Below are 12,121 nucleotides of genomic sequence, written 5' to 3'. Positions count from 1 at the left end.
AATACCTCAATTTTGTATTGAAATTTAAAAATTACAAAAAATGAAAACAGTATTAATTACAGGAGCAAACAAAGGCATCGGTTTTGAAACTGCCAGACAGCTTTTAGAAAAGGGATTTTTCGTATTTATTGGAAGCCGTAATATCGAGAACGGTTTGCAGGCAGTTCAGAAACTGAATGCAGAAGGCTTTTCAAATGTAGAAGCCGTAGAACTAGATGTTACTGACCCTGCATCGGTACGGCTGGCACGGGAAGAAATAGGCAACAAGGTTTCGGTTTTGGATGTACTTATCAATAACGCAGGCATCAACGGAGGAAGTGAGCTGGCTTATTGGCTCTTTCCTAAAATCAATGGCTTGCTAACTGGCAAGGAAAAGAAAAAGGCAACTTTGGTTATGCCTTACTATCAGAACAAAGGCTTCGGTATCGGGTTAGTACAGAATTTTTAAATCAGTTTATTATGTGGTTAGTTTATGCTTTATTATCCGCTTTGTTTGCTGCACTTACCGCCATATTCGGTAAGCTGGGCGTAGCAAACGTCAATTCCAATCTTGCAACCGGGATACGTACGGTGGTCATATTGATAATGATATGGAGCATCGTAATGGCAAGAGGCGAAGCAAAAGGAATTAGCACTTTGTCAAAACAGAATATCACTTTTCTTATTATTTCAGGAATAGCCACAGGTTTGTCGTGGCTATTCTATTTCAAAGCCCTGCAATTAGGAAAAGTATCGCAGGTGGCAGCCGTTGATAAGCTAAGCGTAGCCCTTACAATCATCATCGCCGTCCTGTTTTTAGGCGAGCAGCAAAGATGCTCATTGCGACGGACTATGCCCGTAAGATGTCGCTCGATATGCGTATGGTAAGTGACCATCCCGACAACAAGGCTTCGCATTGTGCGGTAAATATCGCCAAGTATTACAACCAGTTCAACTCACAGAAAGGAACGCAGTTCGTTTTCTCCGATTTGGGAACCTACAAGCCCGGCGAATGGAACGTGTACTCCGAAATAAAACGCAAACTCGTGGAAGACCACGGCATACCTGCGCACGAAGTAAGGTTTATTCAGGAAGCGAAAAATGATAAGCAACGTAAGGAACTTATCAACGGAATGAACGAGGGCAAAATCCGTGTACTGTTCGGTTCTACAAGTATGCTCGGAACTGGCGTAAACGCACAGAAAAGAGCTGTTGCCGTTCATCATTTAGATACACCGTGGCGACCGTCTGACCTTGCCCAAAGGGACGGGCGGGCAATCAGAAAAGGCAATGAGATTGCCAAATTCTTTGCCGATAATAAAGTTGCTGTGATTATCTATGCAGTTGAAAAATCGTTGGACAGTTACAAATTCAACCTGCTGTATAATAAGCAGCTTTTCATCGACCAGTTAAAGACTAACAACCTGACCAAAAGAACGATTGACGAGGGAAGTATGGACGAAAAATCGGGAATGAACTTTTCGGAATATGTGGCAATCCTGTCAGGAAATACAGACCTGTTGGATAAAGCCAAACTGGAAAAACAGATTGCAGGACTGGAAAGCGAAAAGCAGGCGTTCAACCGCTCTAAATCCAGTGCCAAATTTAAGGTACAGGATTATATGGAAATGTTGCAAAGCACTCAATCCCGTTTGAGCCGGATGAGTACCGACTGGGAAAACTTACAGCAACGCCTGCAAAAGCGTTCGGACGGTACAATCGAAAACCCTGTGCTGTTAGATGGCTTGCCGCCCAATGCAAATCCGAAACAAATAGGCGCAAAACTGAACGAGATTGCGAACAAAGCCCGCACGGCAGGCGACTATCGTGAAATAGGCAACCTCTACGGGTTTCAATTATTGGTTAAAACAGAACTTCCAAAGGATAATTCAACACTCGAAAGGGTCAATAGATTTTTTATAACTGGCGAGGGCAATATCAAGTACACCTACAATAACGGTCTGATGGCAAAAGACCCCGAAACCGCCGCAATGAATTTTTTAAGGGCTTTGGAAAAACTGCCGGGCTTTGTGAAGCAGGAGCAGGAGAAAATCGCTGAAATACCAAAAGACCTACCGATACTTCAGGAAGTGGTTAACGGTACTTGGGCTAAGGAAAGTCGATTGAGTGATCTTAAAACGGAACTGGCTGCCGTAGAAAGAAAGATACAGCTATCTATTACGCCGGAAACCAAACAAGATGCTTCGGAGCAGGCAGAAAAGCAGAATGAAGCCCCAAAGGTGCAGGAAAGCATTATACGGACAAAAGGCGTTCATTCACCTCGTGGCGTATTATAATAGTCGTTACTTTTCGTCCTTTTCGTCCATTTTTTTTTATTAGGGCTTCACACAGGCTGTCAAGGAATTTGGTTCGGTTTATCTTACGGGCTTTCAGTTCCATAAACGTATGGTAAAAATCGCCCAATTCAATATTAAAGGCATCTTCAAATGCTTTAGCAATCAATTTTATATCTGTATTCCCATTGTTAAATACACCGTGGGAGTACAGTGCATATATGAGTTCAGTCAGTGCCGTTTTGCTTGCCGTCCATTTCAATGAATTGTCCGAACCCCTTTTCACATTGATGTTATTGAGCCTGTCTTCCAAATAAACTTGTATCAGGTCATTGGCAATAATCTTGGCAACCTTATAATCGTGTGAAGTAGAAAAACGATGGTCTGCTTCAAAATAAAATGTGTCTAACCACAGCCTTATATCGTGCTTGCCACGCACAAAGAATTTTTCGTCAACGAAAGAATTATTGCTGCGGTAATACTTGTAAAAATCAAGGTTGTTTTCAAAGAACCTTTTTAGCTTTTTCAGTTCTTTGGTAAAATATTTCTTGGTACGCTTGTTCCCGTAGGGTCTTCTTGTTTCGATTTTATAGATGGCATTGTAGTAGATGAGCTTTGAAACAATAACAGGTTTCTGATACTTGAAAAAATGGATTTCTTCTTCCATATTCTTAAAGTCATTTTTCAGTACAAAGTCCTTTAAGTCGGCAAGGCTTTGTATGATATGGTGTATAACGGCTTCAATTCTTTTTATGGGGCAGTCGGTTTCAATCTCCAGTTCCTGGATTGCAGTTTCCAATTTAAGATATGTTTCATTGTAAAATTTATCCATTCGCTTCATTTTGATGTAATATATTATTGGTTAATACAGAAAAGCTAACACTGTTCGTATTAGCTTATGATGCAATTACTGCTTAAAAAAATTCAACCTCTACCGTATTGATGATGGAACGATAGATAGATTTTTGTTGCATACTTTAATGAGTTGTAGCATGATGCAGGTCAATTTTTAGGAATTTTCCCGCATCACGAACTGCTTATTTACCGATTTTTCTACGGTTTTTGCAGTTTCCAACCATTTGGTATTTTATTTTAATATGTCAAGGCAAGCCCTACGCCCCAACCCATATCACTATCATAGTGGGTACGTATACCTATATTTTTATTGATAATATACCTAAGTTCTCCCATATATTCAAAGTCCGTATTGACCATAAAGCCGCCTCTTAATCTTTTTGTGATAGGAATATCCTCTCTCATTAATTGTAAACGGACTATTCCATCGTGATATACCTCTGCCTGGAAATTAACCAGCATCGGGAGCGTATAGACAAATCCCAAACTAAACTGTCTTCGGGTATTTTTTTCATTCCTTTGTCCGAACAAATTCTTCTCATGCTCGTCAATCCCCATTTTTCGGTAACGCCAGTCAAAACCTATAAACGGCATAAACCATTGCATTCTGCCCAAATACCTACCTAAATGTGTTTCTACCTCGTAGCCGTGCATATCATTGTAACCTAAACGCCATTCTGTTCCTAATTGGTAGCGTGCATTCATTAGCATAGCTTCTCCATCATTACCATTGGTTGCAAAATCGTTTTGTGCCATAAAATGAGGCATATTACTTTCTCTTTGCAATTCTTTATAGGCTTTTGCCTTATCGGGTAGATAGGGGTTATTGTAGTCTCCAACTTCAAAGACCCTGTTCATTCCCGCCATCATGTGATATAATATATGGCAATGAAAGAACCAATCACCTTCCTCATTTGCTAAAAACTCAATGGTATCTGTTTCCATAGGCATGATATCCAACACATTTTTAAGCGGCGATTTTTCGCCTTTTCCGTTTATCACCCTGAAATCAAATCCGTGAAGATGCATTGGATGCCGCATCATTGAATTATTATAAATGGTAATCCGTAGAATTTCTCCTTTTTTTACAGGTATTTTGTCAGTTTCCGAAAGTATTTTATTATCCATGCTCCATACATAGCGGTTCATGTTGCCAGTAAGTGTGAATTTCAACTCTTTTACAGGCGCATCATTTGGAAGAGAGGTGTTATAAGGTGATTGCAACATAGCATAATTTAATGTTTTGATGTCTCCCAAGGCATTAGCGTTGTAACGGTTAGCGTCGTTATCCATATCCATACCCTCATGCTTACTGTGGTCTGCTTTTTTTGTTGCATCTCCGGTAATTTCGGGATACATCACTACATTCATGTCCATTTGGTTAAGGCTCATCTTCATGCCCATATCGTTCAAATCGCCATTCATTTTCATCATATCGTTCATCATCTTCATCCCCTCGAAATACTTCAATCGTGGGAGTGGAGAAATAAGCTGTTTGACCCCATCACCTATAAAGTAACTCGCAGATTGTGTCCTGTCTTCGGTTGTTGCTAAGAACTCGTAAGCCAAACCATCTTGAGGGATAGTCACTACAATATCGTAAGTTTCAGAAACGGCAATGATTAACCTGTCCACCTCGACAGGCTCAACATCATTCCCATCATTAGCTACTACTGTAATTTTTCCTCCAGCATACCGTAGCCAGAAATATGAAGACGCCCCTCCATTGGAAACACGCAATCTGACTTTGTCGCCTGCTTTTAGCTTTTTACCATCAATTGTTTTCAAATCGGTGCTATGGCTACCATTTATTAGGATTTTATCATAGTAAACGTCACTGACATCCATCGCCAGCATCCGCTTCCACTCGTTTTTTACCTTTACCCCTAATTTTCCCTCCTTAATAGCTTCAACATATGATTGTGTTGCGCCTTTCTTAATGGCCGCCCAATCATTTGCATTGTGTAGCATACGGTTGATATTATCGGGGTTAAGATTTGTCCACTCACTTAATATAATTGGAACGGTCGGCAAATCGTCAATTCCTTTTCTGAATGTCTTATCATCGCTTCTTTTCTTCATGATAAAACTTCCGTACATGCCAATCTGCTCCTGCAATCCTGAGTGGGAATGGTACCAGTGCGTACCATGCTGGATAATCGGAAAACGGTAGGTGTAGGTTGTGCCCGGTGCGATGGGTTTTTGTGTAAGCCAGGGCACACCGTCTTCTTTATTGGGCAGGAACACACCATGCCAGTGAAGTGATGTGCTTTCTTTCAATTGGTTGTGCACCACTATTTCGGCAGTGTCGCCCTCGGTAAAGGTAAGGGTGGGCATGGGGATTTGCCCGTTTACGGCAATTGCCCTTTTTTGCTTACCTGCATAGTTGACAAGCGTATCTTTTACATACAGCTCGTAATGCACCACTCTCTGTGCAAACAGCGTTTGCGTGCAAAGCAGTATCAGCACTGTTTGCAAAATTCTTATAGGTATTTTATTATATCTATTCATGATTTGAAAAATTTTATTTAATGCTGTCTTCCATTGTGCTAAACCACGCTATCAAAACCTGCTTATCCTCCGGTGACAATACTGCATTGCGATGAATTAGTGTGTATGATGACAACGGCATTTCCCCGTCCTTAACCTGCCCGGCCATAGCCCTGAACTTGTTTCGCTGCCTGCGGACAGAATAGTCACCAAATTCGCTAAAGTTGAGTTCCTCTTTCCCCTTTTTTATATGCTCTGCCATGTACCATGCGCCGGGCTGGATACGGCTGTACCACGGATAATGGGTATTGTTGCTATGGCAGTCATAACAGGACTGAACAAGGATAGCCTTTACATTTTGGGGTACGGCGTACACCCTTTCGATATGGGTGGCTGGCACTTCATCCGACTGGTTCCGTAACGGCTGAAAGAACTGTATGCCGATGAGGATAACAGCCAGTCCCAATATGATTTTCTTTTTTAAGGACATATCAGTTCTTTGTGATAGTTTCCGTTACGGAGCCACAGCCCGGCATCTTAGCACCGTAGTACGGGTTTTTGATTTCCTTTGTTTCGCTTAACCAAAATGCCCCTTTTCCATCGTTAAATTTGGGACAGGCTATCTTATATACGGGTTTGCCCAAATCGAACGATTTGGCCAAATCGTAAAAGTCTTCGCCCAACATGACAAGGTGTTCCCTTTGGTGTTGGATGCTGCCCAAGTTGGCGGCTATATGCACGCCATTTTCCTCTATGCTGGCGGAGATGTCCTTATAAGCCTTTAGCTGCTCTGCATTAAAACGGGTCGTATCCAAGCTGTAAAGTGTCTTTACCAAGCCCTGCGCCGCAAATACCGCCTCCTTGTCATCATCTGAAGAAAGAGCGGACACCAACTTCCCGTACTGCCCGAACAGACCCGGTATGGTCGGCTCTGCGCTTGCAGTATGATTGGCATGTGCCGTAGTGTCCGTATGGGCTTCGGCAGAGCTGTTCTTCTTTTCTGAATTGCCGTTACATGCCGATAATATAAATACGGCGATACCAAGAACGGTTGAGATTACATATTTCATCGTTAGTTAATTTTAAAAGTTAATTACTGTTTTTGCTTTTTTAAATAATTGGTGTAGTTATCCCTGCTTTCAAAGTAGGATACTTCACCGTTGTTTCCCGTAACGGCAATCACCGCAAGAGCTTTGTCTACCTGCTTATGGGAATAGGGGTCTGTTGCTACCCGCACGCTGGCATCCTTTGGAATGCGCTCCTTGCACATTTCGCAGCATCCGTAGTAGGTTTTACCGCCAAATTTTACGTCAAACTGCTTTTTGCCCATATAGGCATCGTTGACCATACAGACTTCATCCGATGGAACCAATTCACCTATTTGGGTACTATGCCCGTGGCTTTCCGGAGTTGCCTGCGAATGATGCTGTTCCGCTTCATTCTTATTTGACCCTGCCTGCCCGCAAGCGGTGAATAGCAGGGCTGATAAGGAAATAAAGCCAATTATTATTTTGCTCATGTCGAAACTGTTTTTTGAAATTTTATTATTTACTTTCTTGAAACTCTTTTAGCTTGCGCTTCATCAGTTCAATTTCTTCCGCTTGGGTTTTAAGTATGTTTTTTTGCAGCTCTATCAGTTCCGGGTCGGTCAGGTTTGCCTTTTTGGACATCAAGATGGCTGCTGCGTGATGGGGTATCATACCCTTTGCAAACTGCTTGTCCCCGACATTGATTTGTTCCCTGATACCAAACCATGAAAAGATGCCAACGGCAACCGAGATGATGGCTATCGACCAATTCATCTTTCCGTTGGGGTACATCACTTTCATTATCGCTAATTCGATAAGCAGCATTGCCGAGGTCATCAGCAGGGTCATGTACAGGTTATTGATATTGGGTATCAGGTTCTGCCACCCGTCAATCATGGCGTACATGATAAAATACATCACTGCGAACATGGCGACAGCCATCACCGCAAAGCGTTTGTACATGCCCGAAGCATGTTTTGGATTGTGCGTGCCATGCTCCGAGGCATGACCCGCATGGTGACTGTTTTGCATATTTTCCATAACCCCGAAATTTATTTGCTGTTAATTGTTTTTTCCACCTTACCGCAGGTCAGCATTTTAGAACCGTAGTAAGGGTTTTTGATTTCCTTGTTTTCGCTGAACCAAACAGCACCCTTGCCGTCATTGAACATCGGGCAATGGTCTTGATACAATGTTTGCGATGTACCGAACAAATCAATCAGGTCTTTCAAATCTTCGCCAAGCGAAGCCAAATGTTCCCGCTGGTGGTGGATGTTGCCAACATTTTCCCCGATATGTTCTGCGTGTTCTTTAGCATCGTCCGCTATGTCCATGTATTTTTTGTGCTTATCGGCAGGAACGGCTTTCATGTCCACCTTATTCAGGGTAGCTAACAGCTTTTTCCCTGAACTGGCGGCAGCTTTGTCATCGTCCGAAACAAGGGCGTTCTTTAAGGACAGATAATCGGTAACTATGGGCGCAATAGAAAAGTTTTTTGTTTCTTCTTTTCCTGTTGCTTTTGCTTCCTGACCGCTCGGTGTTTCGCTCACAGCGGGCGCAGCTACCGTTTCATCCTCTTTTGGTTGGGAAGCTGGCTGTTCTTGTGATACCACAGCAGTATCATTGGAAGACTGCTCGTTTTTGTTGGATACCTGATTGCATGATACTGTTACAAATGCCATGATAACAGCAATGATTGATAATGTTAGATTTTTCATTTTTATTTATTTAAATTAGTTTTACATACTGCTCATGTCGTGTCCTGCCATCGGGTCTGCTCCATTCCTAAAAATGTATTCGCTGTTTAAAAGATAAGCACCTGAAACAACTACAATATCTCCATCTACTAATCCTGAAACGATTTCTATTCTGTTATCTATTTCCGTTCCCGTTTTTACCATTCTACTTTTAAATGTCTTTTCTCCTGTTTGTACCCATACGGTTTCACTTTTACCATTTCTTATTACAGCATCTACCGGCATGGTTATGCCTTTAGTCTTCGGCGTTTCAAGAAAAACATATACAGGCATTCCGGGCTTCAACTCTTTATTTGGATTAGGTACTGTAATTCGTATCAAATTAATTCTTGAAGCCGGATTAAGTTCGGGGTTGCTAAAGTCTATTTTGCCAGTAATAACTTTGTTATTCAGGTCAGGAATTTGTACTGTTGCTGTTTTTGTCTGGTTGATAAGTGACATTTGGGAGGAATAAGCCTGTGCTTCTGCCCAAATTGTAGATTGGTCAGCCAAGTCCACTATCGTGCCGCCTTCTGCCACATAACCGCCCTCTAAAACTTGCAAACTTGTGATGTATCCCGAAGCCGTACTGTAAAATGTAGTTGTTGCCGATATTTTGCCAGCACTTTGTAAAGCTCTAACCTGATTATCCGTCATGCCCCACAATAACAATTTGTTCTTTGAACTTTGTATAAGCTGGTCAAAATCTATTGAATTAATATTTCCGAAAGTTTTCTTCTTTTCCAATGCCAGTAAAAATTCCTGCTTTGCATTGTTCAGTTCTTCACTATATATTTCCATTAACGGGGAACCTTTGATTACAAAGTCGCCAACGTTTTTATAATGCAGTTTTTCAACCCGTCCCATAACTCTGGAGCTTACGGATTGCATATTGTACTGATTGAAATTTAATACACCTGTAAGTATTACTCTATCCCCAAAAATACCATCTTTTAAGGTGTCTGTTTTTATGTTGCCCAACTTAATCTGTTCGCTATTCAGTTGAATGGTATTGGGGTCTGCTTGTTTGCTTTTCTCAACCCGAACAAGCTCCATGTGGCATATAGGGCAGTGACCGGGTTTGTCTGATACAACCTGTGGGTGCATGGAACAGGTATAGTAACTACCATCATTATTGCCTGCATGGTCATGTTTATTGTCTTTACAAGACAGCAAAACCGACATGAGGAGGGCAATTGTTATGACTAAATAATATTTCATATTCTAATTATTTTTTGTTCTTACAAAACTTTCACTATCCATAAGGTACTGTGCATTTCCGGCAATCTCATCCGAGGGTAACAGCCCCTGCAATACTTCTATATATCCGTTCGCTTCATTACCTGTTTCAATTTTATTCACGATAAACCCTCTATCTACTTTTTTCAAAATGACTTTCGTTAATCCAAGGGAAATGACGGCTTCTTTAGGTATCCAATTACCGGAAATTCCATCTGTTGCTATTTCAGATTTAACCTGACTTCCAATTGGTAAGTGCATACGGCTATTATCAAAATAGACACGCACTGATAACGTTTTACTTCCGGGTCTGAAAAATGGTTCTATAAACCCAATAGTTCCGGTAAATTTCTTCTCCGGTGCTACTTCCGGTATAATACTTACTGTTTGCCCTGTCTTTACAAGTGGTACATCCTCGGGAAAAATATTTAACAACACCCACGATTTTCCCGGGTTAAATACATTAAAAATAGTTTGTCCTTTTTGAACATACATACCTTCTTTCAGGCTAAGTTCAGAAGATGTTTCGGATATTTCGCCCATCGAATTTGAGGGTAATGTACCACTTCCCATTGACCCGGCTGTGCCGGTTTCGTGAATATGTCCGGCATAGTTGCTGTAAACAGATACGGATAAATCAGGCTTTCCTTTTTGGATGATACTCTTCAATTGGTTTTCGCTCATTCCAAGTAATAGCAATTTTTGTTTAGCTGCATTTATCATCATATTGTTCGTAGCATCATTTTTTAATAGAAACAATAAATTTGCTTGTGCTTCCATCAGTTCTGGGCTATAAATATCCATCACTTTCTGCCCCTTTGCTATTTTTTGGAATTTATAACGTATATAAAGATTTTCAATCCTGCCGGATATTCTGGCGGATATATTTCCAGTTTGTCGGGTATCATAAGCAATATTCCCAAGAGCTTGTACGGTTATGTCTTTTTGCTCTGACTGCATCCTAATAGTAGGAATGTCTGATATGACAAATTCATTAGTTGGTTTAAGCAGTGTATTCAACTCAATACTTTCCGCTCCATTTGTATTTACTGTTTTTTGCTCCAATTCCATTCCGCACTTGGGGCATTTACCGGGCTTGTTGCTGGTAACTTCGGGGTGCATGGGGCAGGTATATGTCGGGCTATTTTTAGCAGTATGACTGTTGTCGGGATGACTGGTCTTCTCTGTATTGTTATTGCAACTATACAATGCAAGAATAATCATCAAAAAACAAATTATATATTTCATTTTCTTTCAATTAAACGGTCTATTGTTATTTGCATCTCAAATGCTTTTGATAAAATATCAAGGTATTCCAGTTGTGTCATGTTCAGTTTTTCCCATGCATCATACAGCATAAATAATTCCTCGGTATTTTGCTCGTAACCGAGCTGCATTGTTTTGAAATTATTTTTCAAAGCCGGTATAATGTCCTCCCTATAAAGACTAAGCTGATTTTTTTTGAGGTCGAACTCGTTTCTCATGCCATATGCCATACCGCTGTATTCATTTATCATCATGTTTTTTTGAGAACTAAGGGCATCTGCTTTCCACTTCAAACTTGCAATATTAGCTTTGCTCATCTTTGAAGCCCAATTGACAAAAGGCAGTTTTATCATTGCCATTGCTGTGTATTGCATGGGCTGTCCGCCAAAGCCATACATATTTTCAAATCGAACACCAAATTCAGGTTTCAGGTTTTGTCGCTCTGTTTCCTGTTTCAGAGTTGTCAACCGTATCTGCTGGTCTAATGATTTCAGGTCACTCCGGTTTTTGTTGAACAGTGCAGTATCAAATACCATATCCGAATAATCGTTGAATGAAAATATTGTATCAATTTCAAAAGGAGCCATAGGGTTTCGCCCCATAAGGGCATTTAACCTGATGCGTTTTTCCTTGATGTCATTTTCATACATAATCTGCATATTACGGGTGCTTCCGAGCGCTGCTTTAGCTTTATAATATGCACCTATTTTACCTACTCCGTTCTTATATCGGATTTCTGCATTCTTAATCATGAAGTTTAGCATCTTTTCGTTTTCGGCAACTACATCCAGCCGTTTCAGTAATACAATCCATTCGGAGTATAAGAGTTTGGCATCCTGTATCAGTTCATTTATGCCTGCTCCTTTATTTTCTTTTTCTACGGATGACATTGCGTTCATATATGCTTCTTCAGCATCCAACTTTTTCTTATTGGGTATCATCTGTTCTATCGACAGCATAGCAGAACCCATTCCTTTCATGTCACCATCTCTTTTCCAAAGGTTCACGTTGTAAGGTGTCATAAACTGTCCAACACCAATTGTTGGCGGCATCCAGCTTCTTGCACCTTTTGCGGCTTCATCCATAGAGCGAATTTCATTGTCGTACATCTTCACAATGGGATGATTGGTTTGTATGCTATCTATAACATTTTGGAGGCTTATCACCTGTGCATTTATATTGGTAAAAAGACATACTATAAATGCTGTAAAAATTACCTTTTTCATTTCTGATT

At 40.9% G+C, this 12,121-nt stretch carries 11 protein-coding genes and 2 pseudogenes; 3 read left to right on the top strand and 10 right to left on the bottom strand.

The window, feature by feature from the left end; all coding sequences use genetic code 11:
- Window positions 1–40 precede the first annotated feature (40 nt).
- The 3 genes and pseudogenes from CBM24_RS19630 to CBM24_RS19620 form a co-directional block, all read left to right on the top strand.
- Window positions 41–448: an SDR family NAD(P)-dependent oxidoreductase gene (locus CBM24_RS19630; RefSeq protein WP_198385961.1), complete on the top strand. Its 408-nt coding sequence runs from the start codon at window positions 41–43 to the stop codon at window positions 446–448.
- An 11-nt stretch (window positions 449–459) separates the two neighbouring features.
- On the top strand, window positions 460–867 hold the full coding sequence (locus CBM24_RS19625) for an EamA family transporter (protein WP_088162401.1): 408 nt from the start codon (window positions 460–462) through the stop codon (window positions 865–867).
- A pseudogene (locus tag CBM24_RS19620) lies at window positions 804–2,276 on the top strand (helicase-related protein); the annotation flags it as partial. The gene CBM24_RS19625 and the pseudogene CBM24_RS19620, both read left to right, overlap by 64 nt.
- A 6-nt stretch (window positions 2,277–2,282) precedes the next feature.
- Here the strand turns inward: CBM24_RS19620 and CBM24_RS19615 are convergent.
- From CBM24_RS19615 to CBM24_RS19570, 10 genes and pseudogenes are all read right to left on the bottom strand, one after another.
- A pseudogene (locus CBM24_RS19615) lies at window positions 2,283–3,105 on the bottom strand (RteC domain-containing protein).
- Between the two features lie 260 nt (window positions 3,106–3,365).
- Window positions 3,366–5,639, bottom strand: a complete 2,274-nt coding sequence (locus CBM24_RS19610; protein ID WP_088162400.1) for a multicopper oxidase family protein — start codon at window positions 5,637–5,639, stop codon at window positions 3,366–3,368.
- 13 nt (window positions 5,640–5,652) lie between these two features.
- Window positions 5,653–6,108 carry a heme-binding domain-containing protein gene (locus CBM24_RS19605; RefSeq protein ID WP_088162399.1) on the bottom strand — a complete coding sequence of 152 codons (456 nt, stop codon included), beginning with the start codon at window positions 6,106–6,108 and terminating at the stop codon, window positions 5,653–5,655.
- A gap of 1 nt (window position 6,109) precedes the next feature.
- Window positions 6,110–6,688 (bottom strand): DUF3347 domain-containing protein, encoded by a 579-nt coding sequence (locus tag CBM24_RS19600; RefSeq protein ID WP_088162398.1) that lies wholly within the window; start codon window positions 6,686–6,688, stop codon window positions 6,110–6,112.
- 23 nt (window positions 6,689–6,711) lie between these two features.
- Window positions 6,712–7,137, bottom strand: coding sequence for a hypothetical protein (locus CBM24_RS19595; protein WP_088162397.1), 426 nt, complete (start codon window positions 7,135–7,137; stop codon window positions 6,712–6,714).
- A 25-nt stretch (window positions 7,138–7,162) separates the two neighbouring features.
- Window positions 7,163–7,687: a DUF305 domain-containing protein gene (locus CBM24_RS19590; RefSeq protein ID WP_088162396.1), complete on the bottom strand. Its 525-nt coding sequence runs from the start codon at window positions 7,685–7,687 to the stop codon at window positions 7,163–7,165.
- Between the two features lie 11 nt (window positions 7,688–7,698).
- Window positions 7,699–8,364, bottom strand: coding sequence for a DUF3347 domain-containing protein (locus CBM24_RS19585; RefSeq protein WP_088162395.1), 666 nt, complete (start codon window positions 8,362–8,364; stop codon window positions 7,699–7,701).
- A 21-nt stretch (window positions 8,365–8,385) separates the two neighbouring features.
- Window positions 8,386–9,603 (bottom strand): efflux RND transporter periplasmic adaptor subunit, encoded by a 1,218-nt coding sequence (locus CBM24_RS19580; protein ID WP_088162394.1) that lies wholly within the window; start codon window positions 9,601–9,603, stop codon window positions 8,386–8,388.
- 3 nt (window positions 9,604–9,606) lie between these two features.
- Complete coding sequence (locus tag CBM24_RS19575; protein WP_198385959.1) at window positions 9,607–10,869, bottom strand: efflux RND transporter periplasmic adaptor subunit; 1,263 nt, start codon at window positions 10,867–10,869, stop codon at window positions 9,607–9,609.
- Window positions 10,866–12,113, bottom strand: coding sequence for a TolC family protein (locus CBM24_RS19570; RefSeq protein ID WP_198385958.1), 1,248 nt, complete (start codon window positions 12,111–12,113; stop codon window positions 10,866–10,868). Before CBM24_RS19570 ends, CBM24_RS19575 begins: the two co-directional genes overlap by 4 nt.
- Between the last annotated feature and the right edge of the window lie 8 nt (window positions 12,114–12,121).

The sequence above is a fragment of the Sphingobacterium sp. G1-14 genome, assembly GCF_002196555.1.
In the GTDB taxonomy this organism is placed as follows: domain Bacteria; phylum Bacteroidota; class Bacteroidia; order Sphingobacteriales; family Sphingobacteriaceae; genus Sphingobacterium; species Sphingobacterium siyangense.
The sequence above is the reverse complement of the archived record's forward strand: the minus strand, read 5'-3'. Positions and strand labels throughout refer to the sequence as shown.

Excerpts from the sequence above, each read along its gene's own strand:
- CBM24_RS19630 (WP_198385961.1), top strand. The coding sequence starts at position 41 with ATGAAAACAGTATTAATTACAGGAGCAAACAAAGGCATCGGTTTTGAA.
- CBM24_RS19625 (WP_088162401.1), top strand. The coding sequence starts at position 460 with ATGTGGTTAGTTTATGCTTTATTATCCGCTTTGTTTGCTGCACTTACC.
- CBM24_RS19610 (WP_088162400.1), bottom strand. The coding sequence starts at position 5,639 with ATGAATAGATATAATAAAATACCTATAAGAATTTTGCAAACAGTGCTG.
- CBM24_RS19605 (WP_088162399.1), bottom strand. The coding sequence starts at position 6,108 with ATGTCCTTAAAAAAGAAAATCATATTGGGACTGGCTGTTATCCTCATC.
- CBM24_RS19600 (WP_088162398.1), bottom strand. The coding sequence starts at position 6,688 with ATGAAATATGTAATCTCAACCGTTCTTGGTATCGCCGTATTTATATTA.
- CBM24_RS19595 (WP_088162397.1), bottom strand. The coding sequence starts at position 7,137 with ATGAGCAAAATAATAATTGGCTTTATTTCCTTATCAGCCCTGCTATTC.
- CBM24_RS19590 (WP_088162396.1), bottom strand. The coding sequence starts at position 7,687 with ATGGAAAATATGCAAAACAGTCACCATGCGGGTCATGCCTCGGAGCAT.
- CBM24_RS19585 (WP_088162395.1), bottom strand. The coding sequence starts at position 8,364 with ATGAAAAATCTAACATTATCAATCATTGCTGTTATCATGGCATTTGTA.
- CBM24_RS19580 (WP_088162394.1), bottom strand. The coding sequence starts at position 9,603 with ATGAAATATTATTTAGTCATAACAATTGCCCTCCTCATGTCGGTTTTG.
- CBM24_RS19575 (WP_198385959.1), bottom strand. The coding sequence starts at position 10,869 with ATGAAATATATAATTTGTTTTTTGATGATTATTCTTGCATTGTATAGT.
- CBM24_RS19570 (WP_198385958.1), bottom strand. The coding sequence starts at position 12,113 with ATGAAAAAGGTAATTTTTACAGCATTTATAGTATGTCTTTTTACCAAT.